At 34.6% G+C, this 22,606-nt stretch carries 17 protein-coding genes; 11 read left to right on the top strand and 6 right to left on the bottom strand.

What is annotated here, in order from left to right:
• Positions 1-230: 230 nt before the first annotated feature.
• The 7 genes from pheT (at position 231) to ABD692_RS03075 (ending at position 10,707) form a co-directional block, all read left to right on the top strand.
• The gene (pheT, locus tag ABD692_RS03105) at positions 231-2,630 is read left to right on the top strand and encodes a phenylalanine--tRNA ligase subunit beta (protein WP_344764844.1); all 2,400 of its coding nucleotides are present in this window, start codon (positions 231-233) and stop codon (positions 2,628-2,630) included.
• Positions 2,631-2,661: 31 nt separating this feature from the next.
• Entirely contained in the window at positions 2,662-2,952 is a 291-nt protein-coding gene (locus tag ABD692_RS03100; RefSeq protein ID WP_316759433.1) for a hypothetical protein, read from the top strand.
• A gap of 33 nt (positions 2,953-2,985) precedes the next feature.
• Positions 2,986-3,276: a cell division protein ZapA gene (locus ABD692_RS03095; RefSeq protein ID WP_316759430.1), complete on the top strand. Its 291-nt coding sequence runs from the start codon at positions 2,986-2,988 to the stop codon at positions 3,274-3,276.
• Between the two features lie 290 nt (positions 3,277-3,566).
• Positions 3,567-5,138: a ribonuclease Y gene (gene rny, locus ABD692_RS03090; protein WP_344764841.1), complete on the top strand. Its 1,572-nt coding sequence runs from the start codon at positions 3,567-3,569 to the stop codon at positions 5,136-5,138.
• Between the two features lie 602 nt (positions 5,139-5,740).
• Complete coding sequence (locus ABD692_RS03085; protein ID WP_344765404.1) at positions 5,741-6,259, top strand: Mpo1 family 2-hydroxy fatty acid dioxygenase; 519 nt, start codon at positions 5,741-5,743, stop codon at positions 6,257-6,259.
• A gap of 111 nt (positions 6,260-6,370) precedes the next feature.
• Entirely contained in the window at positions 6,371-9,166 is a 2,796-nt protein-coding gene (locus ABD692_RS03080) for a TonB-dependent receptor (RefSeq protein WP_344764839.1), read from the top strand.
• Positions 9,167-9,252: 86 nt separating this feature from the next.
• A complete protein-coding gene (locus ABD692_RS03075) occupies positions 9,253-10,707 on the top strand; it encodes a hypothetical protein (RefSeq protein WP_344764837.1) in 1,455 nt (484 codons plus the stop codon).
• 68 nt (positions 10,708-10,775) lie between these two features.
• Here the strand turns inward: ABD692_RS03075 and ABD692_RS03070 are convergent, their stop codons facing one another.
• A complete protein-coding gene (locus ABD692_RS03070) occupies positions 10,776-11,072 on the bottom strand; it encodes a hypothetical protein (protein WP_344764835.1) in 297 nt (98 codons plus the stop codon).
• 142 nt (positions 11,073-11,214) lie between these two features.
• On the opposite strand from ABD692_RS03070, the gene ABD692_RS03065 reads away from it, so the two are divergent.
• A complete protein-coding gene (locus ABD692_RS03065; protein WP_316759418.1) occupies positions 11,215-11,373 on the top strand; it encodes an LPXTG cell wall anchor domain-containing protein in 159 nt (52 codons plus the stop codon).
• Between the two features lie 2 nt (positions 11,374-11,375).
• Here ABD692_RS03065 and ABD692_RS03060 read toward each other — a convergent pair whose 3' ends face one another.
• From ABD692_RS03060 to ABD692_RS03045, 4 genes are all read right to left on the bottom strand, one after another.
• On the bottom strand, positions 11,376-11,651 hold the full coding sequence (locus ABD692_RS03060; protein WP_316759416.1) for a hypothetical protein: 276 nt from the start codon (positions 11,649-11,651) through the stop codon (positions 11,376-11,378).
• Between the two features lie 112 nt (positions 11,652-11,763).
• Positions 11,764-12,972, bottom strand: a complete 1,209-nt coding sequence (locus tag ABD692_RS03055) for a hypothetical protein (RefSeq protein ID WP_344764832.1) — start codon at positions 12,970-12,972, stop codon at positions 11,764-11,766.
• A gap of 114 nt (positions 12,973-13,086) precedes the next feature.
• Positions 13,087-13,914, bottom strand: a complete 828-nt coding sequence (locus ABD692_RS03050; protein ID WP_344764831.1) for a lysophospholipid acyltransferase family protein — start codon at positions 13,912-13,914, stop codon at positions 13,087-13,089.
• A 337-nt stretch (positions 13,915-14,251) separates the two neighbouring features.
• The gene (locus tag ABD692_RS03045) at positions 14,252-16,003 is read right to left on the bottom strand and encodes a bifunctional lysophospholipid acyltransferase family protein/GNAT family N-acetyltransferase (protein WP_316759409.1); all 1,752 of its coding nucleotides are present in this window, start codon (positions 16,001-16,003) and stop codon (positions 14,252-14,254) included.
• 94 nt (positions 16,004-16,097) lie between these two features.
• Between ABD692_RS03045 and ABD692_RS03040 the strand changes: the two genes are divergently transcribed.
• Together ABD692_RS03040 and ABD692_RS03035 are read left to right on the top strand one after the other, a co-directional pair.
• Positions 16,098-16,997, top strand: a complete 900-nt coding sequence (locus ABD692_RS03040) for a ComEA family DNA-binding protein (RefSeq protein WP_344764828.1) — start codon at positions 16,098-16,100, stop codon at positions 16,995-16,997.
• A 212-nt stretch (positions 16,998-17,209) separates the two neighbouring features.
• Positions 17,210-18,361: an acyl-CoA dehydrogenase gene (locus ABD692_RS03035; protein ID WP_344764826.1), complete on the top strand. Its 1,152-nt coding sequence runs from the start codon at positions 17,210-17,212 to the stop codon at positions 18,359-18,361.
• Positions 18,362-18,516: 155 nt separating this feature from the next.
• Here ABD692_RS03035 and ABD692_RS03030 read toward each other — a convergent pair whose 3' ends face one another.
• A complete protein-coding gene (locus tag ABD692_RS03030; RefSeq protein WP_344764824.1) occupies positions 18,517-18,903 on the bottom strand; it encodes a hypothetical protein in 387 nt (128 codons plus the stop codon).
• Between the two features lie 517 nt (positions 18,904-19,420).
• On the opposite strand from ABD692_RS03030, the gene ABD692_RS03025 reads away from it, so the two are divergent.
• Entirely contained in the window at positions 19,421-22,594 is a 3,174-nt protein-coding gene (locus tag ABD692_RS03025; RefSeq protein WP_344764822.1) for a SusC/RagA family TonB-linked outer membrane protein, read from the top strand.
• Positions 22,595-22,606 lie beyond the last annotated feature (12 nt).

Here is a 22,606-nt window from a genome sequence, read left to right as displayed (position 1 = left end):
TTGGTCAAAGGTATCCCGTTTCGCTGCACTCGAGTAGAGATGGAGGCTGCTTTCCGGTGTTATAGGGTTGTGCTTTCGCCAAGATTATAATTTAGTAGTATTTATTACATCAAGATTTCTTGTTTAGCTTTCTGCTTTGGGCTTTAAATAATATCTTTGCATTTTATAAAATTTGATTATCAATCAGGCATAGTCTTGATGTTCGATACTCCTTACTTGATACTAAGCAAATGAAAATATCATATAACTGGTTAAAACAATTCGTTCAAATAGATAAAACACCTGAAGAGCTTTCATTAATCTTAACAAATGTTGGCTTAGAAGTGGAAAGTGTAGATAAAGTTCAGCCTGTTATAGGTGGCTTAGAGGGTTTGATTATCGGCGAGGTTTTAACTTGTGTGCAACATCCTAACGCCGATCGTTTACGTGTAACCACGGTAAATGTTGGTGGAAAAGAAAATCTGCAAATTGTTTGTGGTGCGCCAAATGTTGGTGCTGGACAAAAGGTTGTAGTTGCTACAGTTGGTACAACCGTTTATCCGTTAGAAGGTGAACCTTTTAAAATTAAAGAATCAAAGATCAGGGGCGAAGTTTCTCAGGGGATGATCTGTGCGGAAGATGAAATTGGTTTGGGTAAATCTCATGATGGAATTATGATTTTGGATGCGGATACGGAAATTGGTATCGAAGCTAAAGCGCATTTCAAAATGGACGATGATTTTGTATTTGAAATCGGTTTAACCCCAAATCGTGCTGATGCGGCATCACACCTAGGCGTAGCCAGAGATTTAGCGGCTTATTTCAGAAGTGAATTTGAAATGCCGGATCTTTCTGCTTTTAAAACAGATAACGAAAATTTAGTTATTCCAGTTACCGTTGAAGATACAGAAGCTTGCCAACGTTACAGCAGTGTAACTATTTCTGGTGTTACGGTAACAGAATCGCCTGATTGGTTAAAAGATAAATTAAAAGTAATTGGTCTTCGTCCGATTAATAATGTTGTAGATGTAACAAATTACGTTTTGCACGGCTTAGGACAACCTTTGCATGCTTTCGATGCCGATAAAATTACTGGCGGAAAAGTAATTGTTAAAAAAGTGGCAGAAGGTACTCTTTTTACAACGTTGGATGACGTAGAACGCAAATTAAGCGCCGACGATTTAATGATTTGCAATGCAGATGCACCAATGTGTATTGCAGGTGTATTTGGAGGTAAAACTTCGGGTGTTGATGCCAATACCAAAAATATATTCTTAGAGAGTGCTTACTTCAATGCTGTTTCTGTTCGTAAAACATCAAAAAGACACGGATTAAAAACCGATGCCTCTTTCCGTTTTGAGCGTGGTACTGATCCTGAAATTACCGTATCAGCTTTAAAGTATGCTGCTTTGTTAATTAAAGAAATTGCCGGTGGCGAAATCTCCTCATCAGTTTCCGATCTTTATCCAGTTCATATTAAGCCTTTCGAGTTTGAGGTAAGTTATACCAACATAAATACATTAATTGGTGCAAATATTCCATCAGCAGAGATTAAACAAATTATTACTGCTTTGGGTATTTCTGCAACCAATACATCAGAAGATACACTTGCTTTAAGAGTACCGTCATTTAAGGTTGATGTTACTCGCGAATGCGATATAACTGAAGAAGTTTTACGTATTTATGGCTATAATAATATAGATATTCCTGCTAAAGTGAACGCTTCGCTTTCTTACAGTTCGAAACCTGAGAAAGAAAATACGCATAATACAATTGCCGACATGCTTACTGCAAATGGTTACGCTGAAATTTTATGCAATTCTTTAACAAAATCTACTTATTCTAAAAATTTAGAAGAGGCGGTATTCATACTCAATCCGCTAAGTAGTGATTTAAATGTAATGCGCCAAAGCTTATTAATGCCTGCATTAGAAAGTGTTGCTTACAACCAGAACCGCAAAAATGCTGATGTTAAGTTTTACGAATATGGTAAAACCTATCATTTAATTAACGAGCAGTATGTAGAACGCCCAAGGTTATTACTTCTGATATCAGGAGCAAAACAAGGTGAGCAGTGGAACCAAAATAGTAAATCTGCGAGTTTCTATAATTTAAAATCGGCTGTTGATGCAATTATTTCGAGGTTAGGTATTTCAACTTATCAATCGGATGCTTTAACAGATGAAAATTTTGCCTACGGTATAAAATATTTCAGAGGAGATAAAACACTCGTAAGTTTTGGGGCTGCAACAAAAGAGGATAGAAAGAAAGCCGATGTTAATGCAGAAGTTTTTTATGCGGATTTTGACTGGGCAACTTTATTGGATATTGTAAGAAAGAATAAGATTGTAAACAAGGAAGTTTCCAGATATCCAGCAGTAAGAAGAGATTTATCTATGCTTATTGATAAAAATGTAACATTTGATACCCTTAAAGGGATCGCTTTTAAAACTGATAAGAAGTTAATTAAAGAAGTTGGTGTTTTTGATGTTTACCAGGGTGATAAATTACCAGAAGGCAAAAAATCTTATGCATTAAATTTTATTTTGCAAGATGAAGAGCAAACGCTTACAGATAAGCAGATTGAAAATACAATGCAGAAACTAATTGCTAATTTAAGTGGTCAGGCTGGTGCAGAAATTAGGAAATAAAATTTAAATTCGTATTTTTAGAAATAAATTCATGACTTCTGTTGCAGAACAATTAGGTACGGTAATACAAAAAACAACGCGATTAATCGAGTTGTGTAACGCTTTACAAGAAGAAAATGATTTATTAAAGCTTGAAAATCAATCGTTAAAAGTTGCGCTTGATACTTCAAAAGGTAAGCATACTGATCTGGAAGAGAAATTAAGGGTTACTAAACTTGCCAAAAGTATTGAGGGAACAAGCGAGAAGTCGCTTGATATTAAACAAAAAATTAACGATTTTGTGCGAGAGATTGATAAAAGTATCGCATTGCTTAAAAAATAGGTAATGGGAAAGAATCAGAAACTAAGCTAAACAATGGGAGAAATCTCTATTAAAATAACCATTTCCGACCGTATTTACCCGCTTAAGGTAAACATGGAAGAGGAAGAAATTGTGAGACGGGCGGCAAAAATGATTAATGAACGCATAAAAGACTATCAGGAAAATTATGCGGTCAGAGATAAGCAGGATCTACTCTCAATGTCGTTGTTGCATTATGCAACGGCTGCATTAAGAACAGAAAATAAAGTGCAAAACCAGGATACTGCTGTGGCTGATCAAGTTGAGGAATTGGATGTTTTATTAAGTGATTTCTTTAAAAAATAAGGTACGTTCTTAAGCGTTTCGTCACTCTGATAATACATCAGAGCCTTTTAATTTAAGATCCTTTATAGGATGATGATGCGATAAATTAGCATAAAGACATAGCCGCGGCTAGTTTTTTGAGTTTCAAATTTTATAAAACTTAACACTTCAATATCTATAGGGTTAAGAGGGCGTATTTCATCTGCTATGGCACCTGAAAATGGCTTAAACCCTAATTATGCTTAGTTGAGGTTTAAAATGTATGAGACTTTAAAAAATTAGTTGCGGTTTTTTTTTACATAAAAAACAAAATGGAGATAGTAGAAATATTAGGATACGTATTCGCCTTAATAGCCGGTTTAGGAATCGGTGTTGCAGTTGGAAGATTCCTGCTGCGTAACTTACTTAAACAACAGGAAGTTGCGGCTCAGAATAAAGTTAAGAAGATTTTAAAGGATGCAGAAAACAATGCTGAAATCTTAAAAAAGAATAAACTTTTAGAAGCAAAAGAGAAGTTTTTGCAAATGAAAGCAGAGCATGAACAAGAGGTAAATGCTAAAAACAACACCATTAACCAACGCGAAAATACGATAAAGCAAAAAGAGCAATCGGTAAATCAACGTTTAGAGAACTTCAATAAAAAAGAAGGCGAACTTGATAAACAAAAGGTTCAATTGGAAAAGCAAACCGAACTTGCTGTTAAAAAGCAAGAAGAAGTTGAAGTTTTGAAAAATCAGCACCTTACGCAATTAGAAACTATTGCAGGTTTATCAGCAAATGAAGCTAAAGAGCAATTGGTAGAAAACCTGAAGGAAGTGGCGCGTACACAAGCCATGATTCAGATTAAGGATATCGTTGATGAAGCAAAACTAACTGCAAGTAAAGAAGCAAAGAAAGTTGTTATTCAAACGATTCAGCGTACGGCTACAGAAGCTGCAATAGAAAATTCGGTTTCTATTTTTCACATCGAAAGCGATGAGATTAAAGGCCGTGTAATTGGTAGAGAAGGTAGAAATATCCGTGCTTTAGAAGCAGCTACGGGTATCGAAATTATTGTTGATGATACACCTGAAGCAATTATTTTATCGGGTTTTGACCCTGTAAGAAGAGAAATAGCTCGTTTAGCGCTACACCGCTTGGTAACTGATGGTCGTATTCACCCAGCTCGTATCGAAGAAATTGTTGCGAAAACTAAAAAGCAAATTGAAGATGAAATTGTAGAAATTGGTGAACGTACCGTGATCGATTTAGGTATTCATGGTTTGCATCCAGAGTTAATTCGTATGGTTGGCCGTATGCGTTACCGTTCATCTTACGGACAAAATTTATTGCATCACTCGCGTGAGGTGGCTAATTTCTGTGCTACAATGGCTGCAGAATTAGGCTTAAATGCTAAAATGGCGAAACGTGCTGGTTTACTCCACGATATAGGTAAAGTGCCTGATGATAACCCTGAATTGCCACACGCAATTTTAGGTATGCAGTTAGCTGAAAAATATAAGGAACATCCAGAAATTTGTAACGCAATCGGAGCTCACCACGATGAAATCGAAATGACTTCTATGATTTCGCCTATTATTCAGGCTTGTGATGCAATTTCTGGTGCTCGTCCAGGTGCTCGTAGAGAGGTTGTTGAAAGTTACATCAAACGTTTAAAAGACTTAGAAGAACTGGCTTTATCATATCCAGGTGTAGAGAAAACGTTTGCAATACAAGCAGGTAGAGAACTACGTGTGATTGTAGAAAGTGAAAGAATTACGGATGCACAGGCAGAATTGCTTGCAGCAGATATTTCAACCCGTATTCAAACTGAGATGACTTACCCTGGTCAGATTAAGGTTACTGTTATTAGAGAAACCCGTTCTGTGGCTTTTGCCAAGTAGTAAATGATTACACCGATTTAGGTGACAGAAATATTAAAGCGATGACCAATGTCATCGCTTTTTTTATACGTATGGATTTCTGAAGTAGTTTTTCCACCATTTCGACTTGATGAAGTGAGAGGGAAGGATTTTTAACTTTAGATAATAGAGAGATTTATTTGCCATGAGCACTTCTTGGTTTTCGGCTTTGCTGGAAATGACATGATCCACCTGTCCGTCATCTCGACTGTAGCGCAGCGAAATGGAGAGATCTTTGGATCAAATTAAACCTCATTATTTTTCGGTCGGTGAAACACCAACCGATAGAGTAAATGGAGAGATCTTTGGATCAAATTAAGCCTCATTATTTTCCGGTAGGTGAAGACATTAACGGATAGATTTTACTGATGAAAAAAGTTAGTTGAGGTGAGCACTTTATGGCGATCTATACACTCTAAGTAAGTTCGAAATATTATCTGAAATACTTTTCCTAAACTATTTTTCTTCAAAAAAAAAAGATTTACAGAGCGTACATTTATGGAAACCTGCGAAATCTCGTTGAGATTAATTCTATACTTATTATAATAAATAAATCACTCCAATATTTTTTTTATTTTTACATGATGAGCAAGCAAACCAAAAAGACCGTTGAAGTTAAAAGACCTGTTGATGTTTATTTTGATAAATACCAGGAAAGTCACCATAATCCAACCAACGAACTTATTCACTGGATTTGTGTTCCTTTAATTATCTTCAGTTTGTTGGGCTTGGTTTGGTCAATTCCATTTCCTCATTTAAGCTTTTTAGGCCGCTATAACGGTTTCATAAACTGGGCATCTTTTCTTATCGCATTTTCGATTTACTACTATTATCGTCTTTCGCCTATACTATCCTATTTCATGCTATTGATCATCGTATTATTCTCTTACGGAATCGTATCGTTAGAAAAATGGGAAATAGCTGGTGGGCCAGCAGTTTGGCTGGTGTGTTTGATTATTTTTGTTGTAGCCTGGATTGGTCAGTTTATCGGCCATAAAATTGAAGGAAAGAAACCTTCTTTTTTGGATGATGTTAAGTTCCTGTTAATAGGTCCAATCTGGTTATTGCACTTCATCTGCAAGAAAATGGGTTTGAGGTATTAAATTTTTGACAGGTAACATTAAATTAACCTTTAGCTAAACAAAGCTTAATTAACATCTAACATACAGCTAACATTGTGGTAATAGCTTTGCCTAAAATTAAATACAGGCAAATTGAACTTACTAACTACTCTTAAAAGAACAGCGCTAACGGTGCTGGTTTTATTCTTAAGCATAGCCTCTTATGCACAAACAGGTAAAATTTCAGGTATTGTATCCGATAAAAAAACAGGAGAAACCTTAATTGGAGTTTCTGTAAAAATTGCAGGAACAAATAAAGGCATTTCAACTGATGTTGATGGAAGATATGCGATAACAGCTTTAGCTAGCGGTAAATATACCCTTCAAATATCGTACGTAGGTTATACTACTAAAGAAATCAGCGATATTGATGTTACAGGTGGTAAAGCTGTAACCTTGAATGTAATTCTGGAAGAATCTTCATCATTAAAATTAAATGATGTGGTAATCAGAGCAACTTTTAAGCAAGAATCAGTTAACTCTCTGTATGCACAGCAAAAAAACAGTTCGGTAATATCGGATGGTATTTCAAGTGATCAGATAAAAAAATCACCAGATCGTAATACTTCGGATGTTTTAAAACGAGTAAGTGGTGCAACTATTCAGGATAATAAATTTGTAATTGTGCGTGGTTTAAGCGATCGTTACAATACAGCAACGCTTGATAATTCGACACTGCCAAGTACAGAAGCAAATAGAAAAGCCTTCTCTTTCGATATTGTTCCTTCAAATCTTGTTGATAAAATCACGATTAATAAGACTGCAACACCAGATCTACCTGCAGATTTTGCTGGTGGTGCCGTTCAAATTGTAACTAAAGATATTCCAGAGCAAAACTTTCTTTCATTTGGTGTGGGTTATGGCTATAACAGCCAATCTACTTTTAAAGATTTTTTAGCAACTAAGAAAAATGCTGTAAACTATTTGGGTTTTGAAGATGGCTCTAAGCAATTAGCTGAAAACTTTCCAACTAGTGACCAAATCGCTAAAGGAACACTTTCGAGTTCGAAAAACATTGCTGCCTTAAAATCATTACCAAATGATTTATCGGTAAGAAATAGAAGTGCCTTGCCTACTCAAAATTACCAATTAAGCTTAGGAAGAGTTAAACATTTTGAGAACGGAAATACTTTTGGTGCTTTGATTTCTGGAACTTACAGAAACTCACAAAATATAAATCAAGATGTTGAACGTAATTTTTATGTTTACAACTATACTGATAATCAATATAAATTCTCAACTAACTTAGGTGGTTTAGCAAATTTTGCATACACCTTTGGAAAGAACAAAATTAGCTTTAAAAACATCTACAACAGAAACTATGATGATACATATGCAGTAAGAACAGGTATAAAAGACGGAAACTCTTTAAATCAGTTCTATGCTTATGATGTTATGCAGAAATCACTTTTCAAAACTACTTTAGAAGGAGATCATCAGATTGGTGAGGGTAATAATAAATTGAAATGGACTGCTTCATACAGTAATATTGGTAATAATCAGCCAAATCAATTAAAAATTAACTACACAAAACCTTTAGCAGCTCAAAATGATCCAAGTGTTTTATATCAGGCAAATATTACTTCATTAGGTAAAGATAATACAAGATTGTTTTCGGATTTGAATGAGGATATTTATGCAGGTGATGTTAACTATAGTACTCCATTTAAATTATTTGATGCATCTACGATTTTTAAAGTTGGTTTAGGTTCTCAGTATCGCGATCGTAAATTTAGTGCTCGCTTTATTGGTGCAGAGTTAATTACTAACAACCCAACTTTACAAACTCAAATCAGAAGCTTACCTGTTGATCAAATATTTTCTCAATCTTTATTCGAATCAGGTGTTTACAGAATTGCTGAAGTAGGTGGAGAATTGGATAGCTATTCTGCAAATTCATTTACAAACTATGGCTATTTAATGCTTGACCAAAAGTTTGGTGAAAAATTAAGAGCAGTTTACGGTGTAAGGGTAGAAAGTTACAATGTTAAGGTTATGAGCATAAGCAAAACTTATGTTGATGATTCGCAGGTAGATTTTTTACCATCTTTAAATTTAACATATAGTTTAACCGATAAGGCAAACTTACGTGCATCTTATTATCGTACCCTTGCTAGACCAGAATTTAGAGAGTTATCACTTTCATCATATTATGATTATGAATTACTGGGTAATATTACTGGTAATCCAAACTTGAAAAGATCACTTATCGATAACGCAGATATCAGATACGAAATTTATCCAGAAGCTGGTCAATTATTTTCAGTGTCTGCATTTTACAAACATTTTACTAATGCTATTGAGTCTTATCGTTACGATGTTTTATCAACACCAGACGTTTCTTTCTTTAACACACCAAAGGCTTATACTTATGGTGTTGAGCTAGAGGCAAGGAAGAATTTAAACTTTGTAAGCGGAAGTAATTTCTTTAAAAATACAACGGCATATTTTAATTTATCATTAATAAAATCTAAGGTTACCAATCCAACAGATCAGAATTATATAGACAAAACCCGTCCAATGGTTGGTCAGTCACCATACGTAATAAATGCTGGTTTACAACATAGTGCCTTGGATAACAAGCTTAATTTCAATATTCTTTATAATAAAATCGGCAGAAGAATTGTTCAGGCAAGTGGTGTTAATTTCCCAAGTACATGGGAAAATCCAAGAGACGTACTTGATTTACAAGTTAGCTATAAAGTGCTTAAAACTAAAGGTGAAATTAAGTTAAACGCTGGTGATATTTTAAACCAAAGAAGTTTGATCTATTTCGATTATAACGGTGATAAAAAATACAATGGAAGTGTAGGTAACGGTGGTGATGAGACTTTCTCATCTTACAAACCAGGTACTAACATCTCTTTATCTTTTAATTATACTTTTTAGTCATTAACAATTTGGTAACAGGATATTAATCCTAAAGAAAAGTTAAAAAACTCTATTTGTAAAAAAAAATATTAAAACAAAAAAAAATGAAAAACCAATTCATACTACTTGCCTTATCGGTAGTTTTATTTTCAACTTCTTGTAAAAAGAATGTTATTGTTGAAGGTCCTTCAACTGAAACGCCTGGTGGTTCAACTGCAAATGTTGTAGAGGTTACTGGAGAAATTTCTGCAAGCACTACATGGTCTGCAAGTAAAATATATTTATTAAAAGGATTTGTATTTGTTAGTAATGGCGCAACTTTAACTATTGAGCCTGGAACAATTATTAAGGGTGATAAAGCAACAAAAGGAACTTTAATTGTAACTCGTGGTTCTAAAATTAATGCAACAGGTACAGTAGATAAACCGATTGTATTTACTTCGGCTTTAGCCGCTGGTGCACGTACTCAAGGAGATTGGGGTGGTGTAATTCTTTTAGGTAAAGCACCTGTTAACCAAGGTACAGATGTAAAAATTGAAGGGGGTTTAGTTCAGCCTACTGGAAAAGATGAAAAAGCTTACGTCTACTACGGTGGTACAGATGCTGCTGATAATTCTGGTATTATGAAATATGTACGTATTGAGTTTGCTGGTATTGCTTATTCTGTTGATAATGAAATTAATGGTTTAACGTTGGGTGGTGTTGGTAATGGAACAACGCTTGATTACATCCAGGTTTATCGTTCTGGTGATGATGCATTTGAATGGTTCGGTGGTACAGTAAATGCAAAACACTTATTGGCAATTGGTACTTGGGATGATGATTTTGATACTGACTTTGGTTACTCAGGTAATGTTCAGTTTGCTTTAGCGCAACGTGTTGCCACTGTAGCCGATCAATCTCAATCTAACGGTTTTGAATCTGATAACAATAACACAGGTAGTGATCAAACACCAAAAACATCTGCGGTTTTCTCTAACGTAACTGTTTTAGGTCCAATTAAAGCCAATGGAGGTGCATTTAATGCTAACTTCTACCATGGTGCTCAAATTCGCCGTAACTCTTCAATCAGCATTTTAAACTCAGTTATTTCTGGTTTCCCAATTGGCTTATATATCGATGATACTAAAGTTGTTACTGCAAATTCTACATCAGCTAACTTTACAGGTGGAAGTATGGTAATTGCTAATAACTTAATCTATGGTACAAAAACTACAGAAGTAAGCGTGAGCAATACAGCAGCAGCAGCTGCAATCGAAGCTAAATTACGTTTAGATAATACTTTCGCACAAACTTCATTTGCCTCAGCACTTTTAGTTAATCCTTATTTATACTTCAGTGATTTTGGTTCAGGTGTAACATTAGGAACTGCAAGTTTCTTAGTTGCTGCTAACTCTGCTGCTGCAACTGGCGCGGCTTTTACAAATGCTAAAGTTTCAGGTTCGTTCTTTACGCAAGTTGCTTATAAAGGCGCTTTCGGTACAGAAAACTGGGCTTCAGGTTGGGCAGAAGTTGATGCTCAAACATTGGCATATACAACTGCTGGCGCTGTTAAATAGTAAGCAAGTTTTTTTAATATAAAAAAGGCTGAAACTAATGTTTCGGCCTTTTTGCATTTATATCGTTTTTATTCAGCTGATTCTTTAACAGGAGACTTAGTTTTTTTAACTGTTGACTTTGCTTCTTTTTCTTTTGCGGCTACTGGTGCTTCAACTTCTTTAGCTGCTGACTTATCCAGGTTTGTTAAGGTGATTTTTTTGGTAAGTTGTTTGCTAAACTTCTCAATAATCTGATCTGCTTTTTTAACTTTTCCATATCCCGCTACAATTTCATTAAATGCTACGGATAATTTGGCTGTTAATTCTTTCTTTAATTGTTTATTTTTAGATGCTGCTTTTGATTTGAGCTTATTCTTTCTTTTCATTTGGATCTTAGGGTATTTCCAAAGATATATTATCGTAATATTAAATTCATATTATTCTTATGTTAACTAAGTTCGATTACTTAACAAACAAGTTATTTTAAATTATATTTGTTTGTATAGCAGCACTTTAATAAAAATAGATATGAATGTTAATTACCTTGTCGTTGGAGTTATTGTACTTGTTTTATTGATCTTACTCATTTTGTTTTTAAAACGAAATCGAAAAGATGAAAAAGAACTTAGAAATGATCTTAACCAAAATGAATTGGAAGAAGAGCAGTACAAAGAGGATAAAGCCTAAATTTAAATAACAGAACCTTTAGTTACACTTCCACCCATATCTAAAGCGCTTTGAAACTCTTCGAGGTATTGAAGTAAATGGCGTTCTGCTGTTGCGAAAGAAGTAAAGGAAGCAGAAGGTTCGTAAGCATCGGCGCTGTGATGGTTTTTATAGTATAAACTAGTTTGAAATACAAAAACATCTTCCTTGTTAATTGGCGACATAATCCTGGCTTTAACAGGGTTAGTATGTATTTCGGTAAAATATTCTTTTAATACATTGTAGATTACAGGTTGCATAAGTCGGCTTATTTAAATTAATCAACAGAAAATAAAAATAACTTATTTTATAACTACTTGTTTGGTGTTCTTAATTTAATAACATTTAGTTAACATTAAATTAATATGTATTTTACTTAACAGGTTCATAGTTGTAAACAACCTTATATTGCATGTTTTTTAATTGCGCCGAAAGCTGGCCAATCTTTAAATCTTTTTGTTGTGGCGTAGGTTCGCAGAAGGCGTATTTCTTGCCTTTGTAAATCAAGAAGTCTCCTTTTACTGGTTTATCAAACTGAACGGCCATTGTTAAGTGTGTAGGATAGAGAAGTGCTACCATAGGTAAATTGTAGATTTCTTTTACCAGATAAAAAAATAAGGCAGCGCGATCATCGCAGTCGCTGTATTTATTTAATAAAGTTTGTTCAGGCGATAAACGCTTTTCTTTACCAAAATTATCCTGATCATTCTCATAAAGGAAGGCATATCTGGTAAAACGCATCAGGTAATCTACTCCCTTTTTCTGTTCCATACCTTTTAAATTATTCTTAAGGATTGGGATCAGTGAGCTGTACGTTTCGCGACTCAATGGAATATTAAAGTAAGATTCAAAATCTACTCCAGGGTAATTGGCGAAAATGGTTTCCACGTCGTTATTAACCTTAAGTTTAAAATGATAGGTTTTTTGCTTGTAACTAAATTCTACGTCCTTCTCTACATAACTATCGGGTTTAAAATCGGGCATACGGGTTACTTTGTAAGAAAATGCATTTCTGGCTTCGGCTATTGCAATGTTAACCGGCTTATAGGTATTAGCTTGCTGAAATAATTTCCCGTAATCATGGTAATTTAGGCACATGTACTTTTTGTCATTAATCATAAAAAAGGGGATATCGCTAATATCCTCTTCATTCCTAACATAGAATATAATTTGGCCTTTGCCTACTGCAAGTCTTGCATCGTAGCCACATTTATTTAGCAGAAACCATTTATATAAAGTGTAGCGGCTGTAATTTTCTGCCTTAGGGCTAATCTGCTCGGCAGTTTTACGAATCAGCTGATAATATATCCAATCGTTTAGTTTATATTTTTCTTTATAAGAGATTAAAGAAGTAACGAGTTCATGGTAATTAGCCAAGTTTATATCGGTGTAAAATTTTTTTACAGATGATTCCGAAACACTATTGTCTGTTCGGATAACCATCGAAGTATCTACACTGAAATTAAAGGTGCCGTTATAAAAGTCAAAAGAATAGTTTTGGGCTTCCGTTTTTAAAAACGAAAATAGCAAGCAGAAGCAAAAAGCTGCAATTGAATAATATTTATAGGCCCGATTTTTCAATCTAATACATATTGTTAATATTGAATTTACCTATAATTAACGATAAATTAATAATTTCTTTATGTAAAGCTTAGCGATGTTGTTAATTTTAATTTAACACTATTGCCTGTAAGGCTATGCGAGCGGCATTTTTTTCTTATCGCCTAATGCATATAAATTCGTCCTCAAGAATTTTAATAATGAAATATTACATTCATTTGCTGGAATTTCTTTAGGTAAGATAGGCTTACCAATCTTTATTTTAAGGATATGGCCTTTTTTATTAAAGAGTTCGGAAATGAGTTTAGCTGTTTGTAAAGATGGATGTATCGTTTTAAGCAGACTAAACAAGAAACCATTATTGCCGTGGAAGTAAACAGGTAAAATGGGAACATCTGCTTTTGATATAATTTTACCAACAACAGGATGCCAATCCCGATCAGTAATTTTTCGGGTTTTAAGTTTAAACGATGAAACTTCTCCAGCTGGAAAAATCGCTACAGGGAAACCATCCTTTAAGGTCTTTAAGGTGATCTTCAATCCGCTTATGCTCGATGAATCCTGTACTTTTTCGAATGGGTTTACTGCTATAATGCAGTTAGATAGGTTTGGAATTTTCTTGAGTAAAAAGTTACCCATAAACATGGTATCGGGGCGATATTTTGCTAATGTACTTAATAAGGCTAGAGATTCTATTGCGCCGTAAGGATGGTTAGCGATAGAAATAAAAGCACCTTCAGTTGGTATATTCGCAATATCGCTTTCATCGATTTCTATGATTACACCAAGAGTATCTAATAAATAATTTGCAAACGGTTCTCCTTCTAAGTTATTGGCATCTCTAATAATATTGTTGAAACGATTTATCTTCATCATCTTCATAATCATTGAAGTTAAACCTGGGATGGGAACATGGCAAAGGCCAGTTGCTTTAGAGAAATCTTCCTTAGATATAAGTGTCATAGTTTGTTTTTTAACCTGGAGGGATTTACACCAGGTGATCGTATTTATACTAAATACAAGGAGAGAAAGCTTTTTTGTTTGATGGATAAAAAGCTAAACGATGCTTATAAGGAGTACCTAAAGGTAACAGAATAATGTTAACTACAAAGTTTTTGACAAGAATAAGGGCAGGCGTTGAGTGGCTGAATTGGTAATCAACAGATAACTTAGCATTAATAACAACTTAACAAAGTAAGCCTACTTTTGCGGTATAAATATTTGGTTAGTATTTATAAAGTTTAGGTTAGTTGATAAGAAAAAACCCAGGTGGATATCTGGGTTTTTCATTTTTGAAATTTTATAAGTTTTTGCCTAATTTTTCAATCATTTCTGGTGGAATATTATGGGTATCTACTACTAAAAATCCATCTAAGCAATCCGAAAATTTAGGATCGATATTAAAAGAAATAATTTTCGCATTTAAATTCATGTATTGCCTTAACAAAACAGGTATTTTAATGTGCGAATTCTCTATATCCCCAATTAAACTGTCCAAATCTTTAAAAGAATCGCTGCTATCTACCAAAGTATCGGTAGAAATTGGGAGTAAATCAGCTTTAAATTTATTTCTAGGCTTTACATATTTGGCCATTTCGTAATCGAAATGGTTTTTAGTAATATAATCTACAATAAGTGCTTTACTAAACTTAGAAAAATTATTACTTATACTAACTGGCCCAAACATAAAACGATACTGAGGATTATCAATAAGGTATTTTAAAATGCCTTTCCAAAGTAAGAAAAGTGGCAGTGGTTTACCTTGGTATTCTTTTCTTATCCACGAACGGCCAAGTTCGATGCCTTGCTTTAGCATTGGATAAAACTGATCTTTCATTTTGAACAACTCAGAAAGATAGAAGCCACGGCGGCCCATGCTCTCTAAAATTTCATCGCCTTTGCCAATACGGTATGCACCAACAATATTTTCTAAATCTTTATCCCATATAAAAAGATGGTTATAGTAAATATCGTAATTATCTAAATCGATTTTTTTATTGGTGCCTTCGCCAACTTCTCGAAAAGTGATTTCTCTTAAGCGACCAATTTCTCTTAAAATATTGGGTATTTTTAAGGTTGGAACAATATAAACTTCATAATTCTTTTCTGTCCATACTTTAAAATCTTCTAAAGTACTAACCTCTTCTTTAATCAGAACTCTCGAAGTTTCTTCAATTATTTCTTCTGCTTTCTTTTTAATCTTGAATAACTTAAGCGGATTGAAAAGTTTTTTATCTGTATCCAGCCCAACGCCTAATGCATAAGTACGGGCACGTAAAAAGTCCATAAGCTTATTGCTGCTATTCATGTTCGAAATCTCTGCAGGTGCTATAGATTTGCCAATTCTTACTCTAATGGTTCTGCCGTGTTTATTTAAAAACTCAGAAGGAAGTTTAGCCGTACGAAGGGTAGGATGGATAAAGCTTAAAATATTAAATAGAACCCCATTATTACCGTGGAAATAAATTGGTACAACTGGTACTTTTGCTTTAGCGATAAGTTTTCCAACTACAGGGTGCCACATTCTATCGGTTACCTGCTGCGCATCTAATTTAAAGGTAGAAACCTCGCCAGCAGGAAAAATGCCAATCGGTGTACCGCTTCTTAATAAATCGAAAGTTGTTTTTAAACCGCTGATACTTGATGAGTGCTGAACATTTTCAAATGGGTTTACAGCCACAAAAAACTCATCCAGATTTGGTATTTTTTTCAGAATGAAGTTTACCATTACCTTTGCATCAGGACGTACCGTGCATAAAAGTTTAACCAGGGCTAAGCCTTCTACACCACCATAAGGGTGATTTGCAATGGCTATAAATGGGCCCGTTTTAGGAATGCTGTTTAATTCGTCTTCATCAAAATCGATAGAAACACCAATCGTTTCTAAAATTTTATCTACAAACTCTAAGCCTTTAAAGTGCTGATTTTGAGAGAAAACGTCGTTGATGTCGTTCAGTTTCATGAGTTCCATCAGCAAGCCTGCCAAACCAGGAACGCCTAATTTATCAATCTTCGTCGCCTTTGCAAACTCTGAGGTAGTAATAATCTTCATAAAAAATAATTAGCTTGTTGATCTGCAAAACCCCAAGTGTTTTGCAATCCCAAAAATAAGATTTATATTTATAATAAGCATGTCATATCGCATTATGAGAATTTGGCTCAATAAATACTTCGGTTTTAGTAAAGGAGAATTCAACGGATTAGTGTTCTTAATCGTAATTATAATTGTTTTAAAATCCTTTCCGTTAATATACAATTATTATAAACCTGTTGAAAAAGATAACGCAAATTTGTTAGCCTCCATCCAAAAATTAACAATAGCAGATGAGCAAAGTTACAATTACACAAGAGATCGAATCGAAAACTCAAGTCCGAAAAGTGCACCTAAATTATTTAAGTTCGATCCGAATACGATAGATTTAGAAGGCTGGCAAACACTTGGTTTATCTCCAAAACAAGCTCAATCAATTGTAAATTATACAAAAAAAGGGGGGAAGTTTTTTAAGGCTGAAGATTTACAAAAAATGTATACCATTTCGCCCGAAATGTATAAAAAGCTCTTGCCGTATGTTGAAATTGATAATCAAAATTCGACTTTTCCCAAAAAAGATTTTCCATATGATAAAGAGGAATACGTTAAGAAAGCTTTGGTTGTGGTTGATGTTAATCGTGCAGATTCAGCCCAGCTTGATGAAATAAAGGGAATTGGACCTTCTTTTGCTTTAAGGATTCTTAAATACCGCGAAAGGTTAGGCGGTTTCCATAAAAAAGAACAGCTTATGGAAGTTTATGGTTTGGATTCGTTAAAGTATGCAGAAATAAAAGACCAGATTTCCATTAATTCTGCTGTTATAAGAACTGTTAACATTAATGTTGCCGATTTTAATACATTAAAAAGTTCACCCTATTTATCTTACAAACAAATAAATGCTATTATTCAATTTCGTAAACAGCATGGTAATTATAATGATGCAAACGATTTGAAAAAGGTTTTAATTCTTAGTCCTCAAATTATTGAGAAAATTGCTCCATATCTTACTTATTAGTATGAAAAGCAGTTTAATGCTAAATTGTAGCATTAAGGCAATAAAAAAAATATTTATTTTTTTTGATATCTTTTGGGGGGTTTAAAATTAATGTATAAACTAATTGAACCAAATACCATTTCATTCTGCAATTGCACAAATATTTAATGGTAAACAACTATGAAATAAATGTTTATCATTGCCGCAACTAACTACATAAAAAATATAAATTAATGAGCGTAAGCTATAATTTTTCAGAAACTGAAACGCAGGTAAATGTTAAGGCAATGGTTCGGGATTTTGCCGACAAGCACATTCGTCCGAATATAATGGAATGGGATGAGGCACAGATTTTTCCTGTGGAGTTGTTTAAGCAATTAGGGGATTTGGGTTTAATGGGCGTGTTGGTGCCTGAAGAGTATGGTGGCTCGGGTTTGGGTTATCAGGAATATGTTGATGTTATTGTTGAAGTTTCTAGAGTTTGTGGTTCGATAGGTTTATCGCTTGCTGCACATAACTCACTTTGTACTGGGCATATTTTAGCTTTTGGTAATGAAGAACAAAAACAGAAATGGTTACCAAAACTTGCAACAGCAGAATGGATTGGGGCTTGGGGTTTAACAGAGGCAAATACAGGTTCTGATGCTTTAAGAATGATGACAACTGCAGTTGAAGATGGTGATGATTATATTATTAATGGATCAAAAAACTGGATCACTCATGGTAAAAGTGGAGATATTGCAGTAGTTATGGTTCGTACTGGCGAGCAGGGGAGTTCGAAAGGAATTTCAGCAATAGTTGTAGAGCGTGGTACACCTGGTTTTTCTGCAGGGAAAAAGGAAAATAAATTAGGTATGCGTGCATCAGAAACTACTGAAATGATTTTTGATAACTGCCGTGTACCTAAAGCGAATTTGCTTGGTAACGTTGGTGAAGGTTTTAAACAGGCGATGAAAGTTTTAGATGGTGGAAGGATTTCTATCGCAGCTTTAGGTTTAGGAATTGCAAAGGGTGCTTTTGATGCTGCGGTGTCATACTCCAAACAACGTCAGCAATTTGGGCAACCGATTTCGAGTTTTCAGGCTATTAGTTTTAAGCTTGCTGATATGGCAACGGAAATTGAGGCGGCAGAGTTATTGATTCGCCAGGCAGCAGATTTAAAAAACAGGCATTTACCTATGACAAAGGAATCGGCAATGGCAAAATACTTTTCATCTGAAGTAGCTGTAAAGGTATCGACCGAGGCCGTGCAGATTTTTGGAGGTTATGGATATACAAAAGACTTCCCTGTAGAAAAGTTCTATCGCGATAGTAAGTTATGTACAATAGGCGAGGGTACGTCCGAAATTCAGAAGATTGTAATCGCGAGAGAAATATTAAGCTAACGGCTTAAACACCAAAGCAGAAAGCTTGGTTAATAAAGAACAACAAACCAAATATATTATGAGTAATCCGGATCGTTTAATTGCGTCCGGATTTTTTTTGCCTGGATAATTTATGTTTTCTACTAATGAATTGTATTTCGAAGAGAAAGAAATGACTATTGCGGTAAATCTTTAACTGAAATTACACTATCTACAACATATACTGTGAAACCTCTCCATGGTAAAGTATTTTTGTATTCTTTATAATGTAACTCGTAAAATTTGCCACTATTGGCCATCATCTTTTCTGCAATTTCTTTACTGCCGATAGAAAACTCGAATTCGTTATTCTGTAATGTTCCAGTCTGTCTTGATTTTATGCCGCTTTGAATCAGTTTGCCTTCATATGTTTTAAACATATAGCCTTTTTTTACTACATAGTTAAGTTCTCCTGCTTTTACGCCTTCTCCGAAAACAAAAAAGTAGCGGTAGTATGCTATTCCTGCAATTATTAAAACTGCAATTAAGATAATTAGGCCGATAATTTTTTTTCCTGAGGTCATTTTTCTGCTTTTTTTACAACTAAAAGTAAGAAAACTATATAATATTACTACAAATTGGAAATAATAAATATTATGATAGGTTATTTCGCTTTTATTAGTTGTTATTTTTTGATTAAATGATGTTTGATGTTAAGTTTTGCATTTATTTTTTGTCTTTTTGGTTTTGTTGTGGGTGTTGTTTGTTTTATTTTTGATTCTATCACTAATAATTAGATATTTTTTTAGTTAAATTTTATATTTTATTCTTTTTTTAAATTTATTTTTTGTTTTTTTAGAAAACCAAACCAAAAACAATCTATTTTTAGCCAAATATTACATATTTTGAAGAGAATTTAACTAGTTTTCTACATATATATGTGATATTTTTTTGTTTATAGGTGTTTTTTAAATCAGATAGGGGAGTTTTTCATGTGTTTAGTGAGTCTTAGGGCTTGCTTAGGTAATTTGATGGGTTTATTTTGTGCTAGAATACAATTTTCCTCAATAAATAATTAATCAATAACCTAAAATTAAACGTATGAAAGAAAAACTACTAGTTTTGTTTCTTCTTGTTGTGCTGAGCTTTTCAGTTCGGGCACAGCAAAAAACGATTACCGGAAAAGTTACAGCCGAGAAAGATGGACTTCCAATACCTGGTGTTTCAGTAACTGTTCCAGGAGTTAGAATTGCGGCTCAAACTGGGGCAGATGGTGTATATTCCATTTCCGTACCCAGTAACACAACTTCACTTACCTTTAGGTTTATCGGTTATGCTGGTAAAACACTCCCTTTAAAAGGCGCTACGTTAAACGCACAGCTTGAAGAAGAAAGTAATTCATTAACTGATGTTGTTGTTACAGGCTATACAACTTTAAGAAAAGCAGATAATATTGGTTCAATCTCAACCATTACTGGGAAGCAACTAGAAAATAAACCAGTTCAAAGCTTTGACCAGGCTTTGGGTGGTAAGGCTGCGGGTGTTCAGATAACTATCCCAAATGGAGTTTTAAATAATCCTCCAGTAATCCGTATCCGTGGTACAAATTCAATTTCATTAAGTTCTTATCCTTTAATAATTGTTGATGGTGTAGCTACTTATACAGGTGATGTAAGTGGAACAAGTGCACCAGGTAATGCACTATCAAGTATTAATCCTAATGATATTGAGCGACTCGAGGTTTTAAAAGATGCTGCAGCTTCAGCTATTTATGGTAGCCGCGGTGCAAATGGTGTAATTGTTATTACCACTAAAAAAGGCAAGCCTGGTAAAGCTGTTGTTTCATACGATTCGTGGGTAGGTTCTACCAAAGCCAGGGGTTTACCTGAACTTTTGGATGCATATCAGTATACAGATTTAAAAAACGAAGGTTTAAGAAATGCAGGAACTTTCGATAACACAAATGCAAACCCAGCTAACAGAAGATATTTTGCTTTGTCGAATGATGCCGCTGGGAATGTAATTAACACAAATTGGTATGATTATATTTATAGAACAGGCTATTCGCATAATAATTCGGTAAGTATTTCTGGTGGAACCGAATCCACCAATTACTATATGTCTGGAAGTTATACCAAACAACAGGGTATTGTAGTAAATAATGATTACACCAGGAAAGCAGGCTTGTTTAAAGTTGATCACCGGGAGGGTAAAATTTTTACTATTGGTGGTAAAATATCTTATTCAAATGAAGAAAATTTATCGGCGACCTCTACAGGTTCTCTTGCAGGCGAAGCATTTGGAACTGGCGGTCTTGGTCGTTTAGCGATTGTAACTGCGCCAAACGTTTCTCCTTATAATAATGATGGAAGTTATAGTGTTTTTAATGCGACTACGATTGGCAGAGGGGCAAATGTTGGTTCCGATGTTGGTTTTTATAATCCTGCTGCTGTCTTAAATCTCGATCGTTCCAATAACGAGATCAATCACATCCAATCGAATATTTATTTACAAGCCAATATTACACCTTGGTTAAATGCAAAATCTGTTTATGGTATAGATTATATCTTTTCAGACAATGATTCTTTTGCAAACCCGATCAATGGAGGTTCTGCTGCTTCTGGTGGTTCTGCTGCAGAAAGTTTAAATAAGAATAAGCGTTGGGTATTAACGAATACTATCCAGGCAGATAAAACTTTTGGAGAAAAACATAATTTCTCACTTTTGTTGGGTAACGAACAACAGAGAAGTACTTCATTAGGGTTTGGCGCTTCCCGTACAACCTTATCCGATCCAGCATTTAATGTATTTGCAGCTGGTTATGCAACCCCCGCTGTAAATGTTGCCAACATGGGCGAAAATTATCTGGTGTCTTTTTTTAGCGGTTTAACTTATAATTACGATAAGAAATATTACGTTAATGCTAACGTACGTCAGGATGAATACTCGGCTTTTGGAGCTGATAATAAAAAAGGTGTGTTCTATGGTGTTGCCCTAGGATGGGAAATTGCAAGAGAAAAATTCTGGTCGAAAATTGGACTTGATAAAACCTTTACAAGTTTCAAAATCAGAGGATCGTATGGTACTGTTGGTAATACAAGTGGCTTAGGGAATTTGGCTTCGTATTCATTCTATTCAACGGGCTTATATAATGGTGCTTCAACGTTAGTTCCTAATCAAACGGGAAATGATCAGATTGGTTGGGAAGAAAGTAAAAAGTTAGACCTTGGTTTTAATTTTGGAATTTTAAATGATAGGATTACTGTAGAAGCGGCATATTACAAAAACACACTTGATGGCTTGATCTATAACGTGCCTCAGGTTCCTTCGGCTGGTTTACCAAGTACTCCACAATTAAACATTGCATCTATGTATAATAAAGGGCTTGAACTGGCTATTAATGCAGATGCTGTGCGAACTGAAAGCTTCAGCTGGTCTCCATCTTTTAACATCTCTTACAACAAGAATGAAATCTTGTCATTATCAGAAGGTTTAACTCAGTTTATTCAGGCTACATCTTCATTGGAATCTGCAAGTATTTCTAAAGTTGGCGGTCCGTTGGGTATGATTTATGCAGTTCAAACCGCTGGTGTTGATCCTGCAACAGGAAGAAGAATCTTTATTGAAAAATCAACAGGGAGAAAAGTATTATATCAACAAGTTGCGCCTGCAGGCCAATTTAGATATTCTTATGAAGACGGAACTGAAGCAAGAAACGGTATTTCATTAAATAACGATGGTATTCCCTATAAAAACACTCAACCAAAGTTTTCTGGAGGTTTTAATAATACATTCAGATATAAACAATTCGATTTAGATTTAACCTTTACCTACCAATTAGGTTTCTACATTTATTATGGAACGAACTCTGGCTTAAGAGATCAGCGTTTCTGGAATAACTCAACCGATATGTTGAATAGATGGACTACTCCAGGACAGGAAACTGATATTCCGAAAATCGTTAACGGAGATAACGTATCAAACGGGTCATCGTTTCCGATTGATATTAATGTTTTTAAAGGTGATTTCCTAAAACTTAGAAGTGCGACTTTTGGTTACACCATTCCAAAAAGTGCTGTTGCAAAATTGAAGCTTGCAAGTGCAAGACTGTACGTTAGTGGTAGTAACCTTTTAATTTTAACTAAATATCCTGGTTCAGATCCCGAAGTTTCATCAAACGGAAACTCAGTTGGAGGTAATGCTTCTCCAGGTGTTGAAAGGAATTCTGTTGGAAATGGACGTGCATTTACTGCAGGTTTATCGGTTAAGTTTTAAATTTTTAATCAA

It is taken from the genome of Pedobacter ginsengiterrae (assembly GCF_039537385.1).
Lineage (GTDB): Bacteria > Bacteroidota > Bacteroidia > Sphingobacteriales > Sphingobacteriaceae > Pedobacter > Pedobacter ginsengiterrae.
The sequence above is the reverse complement of the archived record's forward strand: the minus strand, read 5'-3'. Positions and strand labels throughout refer to the sequence as shown.

What these genes read in the sequence shown, in the direction of transcription:
- ABD692_RS03060 (WP_316759416.1), bottom strand. Translation starts at nt 11,651, where the DNA reads ATGCAACCTGTAATCTACAATGTATTAAAAGAATATTTTACCGAAATA.
- ABD692_RS03040 (WP_344764828.1), top strand. Translation starts at nt 16,098, where the DNA reads ATGAGAATTTGGCTCAATAAATACTTCGGTTTTAGTAAAGGAGAATTC.
- ABD692_RS03035 (WP_344764826.1), top strand. Translation starts at nt 17,210, where the DNA reads ATGAGCGTAAGCTATAATTTTTCAGAAACTGAAACGCAGGTAAATGTT.
- ABD692_RS03030 (WP_344764824.1), bottom strand. Translation starts at nt 18,903, where the DNA reads ATGACCTCAGGAAAAAAAATTATCGGCCTAATTATCTTAATTGCAGTT.
- ABD692_RS03085 (WP_344765404.1), top strand. Translation starts at nt 5,741, where the DNA reads ATGAGCAAGCAAACCAAAAAGACCGTTGAAGTTAAAAGACCTGTTGAT.
- ABD692_RS03045 (WP_316759409.1), bottom strand. Translation starts at nt 16,003, where the DNA reads ATGAAGATTATTACTACCTCAGAGTTTGCAAAGGCGACGAAGATTGAT.
- ABD692_RS03070 (WP_344764835.1), bottom strand. Translation starts at nt 11,072, where the DNA reads ATGAAAAGAAAGAATAAGCTCAAATCAAAAGCAGCATCTAAAAATAAA.
- ABD692_RS03065 (WP_316759418.1), top strand. Translation starts at nt 11,215, where the DNA reads ATGAATGTTAATTACCTTGTCGTTGGAGTTATTGTACTTGTTTTATTG.
- ABD692_RS03075 (WP_344764837.1), top strand. Translation starts at nt 9,253, where the DNA reads ATGAAAAACCAATTCATACTACTTGCCTTATCGGTAGTTTTATTTTCA.
- ABD692_RS03100 (WP_316759433.1), top strand. Translation starts at nt 2,662, where the DNA reads ATGACTTCTGTTGCAGAACAATTAGGTACGGTAATACAAAAAACAACG.
- pheT (WP_344764844.1), top strand. Translation starts at nt 231, where the DNA reads ATGAAAATATCATATAACTGGTTAAAACAATTCGTTCAAATAGATAAA.
- ABD692_RS03025 (WP_344764822.1), top strand. Translation starts at nt 19,421, where the DNA reads ATGAAAGAAAAACTACTAGTTTTGTTTCTTCTTGTTGTGCTGAGCTTT.
- rny (WP_344764841.1), top strand. Translation starts at nt 3,567, where the DNA reads ATGGAGATAGTAGAAATATTAGGATACGTATTCGCCTTAATAGCCGGT.
- ABD692_RS03095 (WP_316759430.1), top strand. Translation starts at nt 2,986, where the DNA reads ATGGGAGAAATCTCTATTAAAATAACCATTTCCGACCGTATTTACCCG.
- ABD692_RS03050 (WP_344764831.1), bottom strand. Translation starts at nt 13,914, where the DNA reads ATGACACTTATATCTAAGGAAGATTTCTCTAAAGCAACTGGCCTTTGC.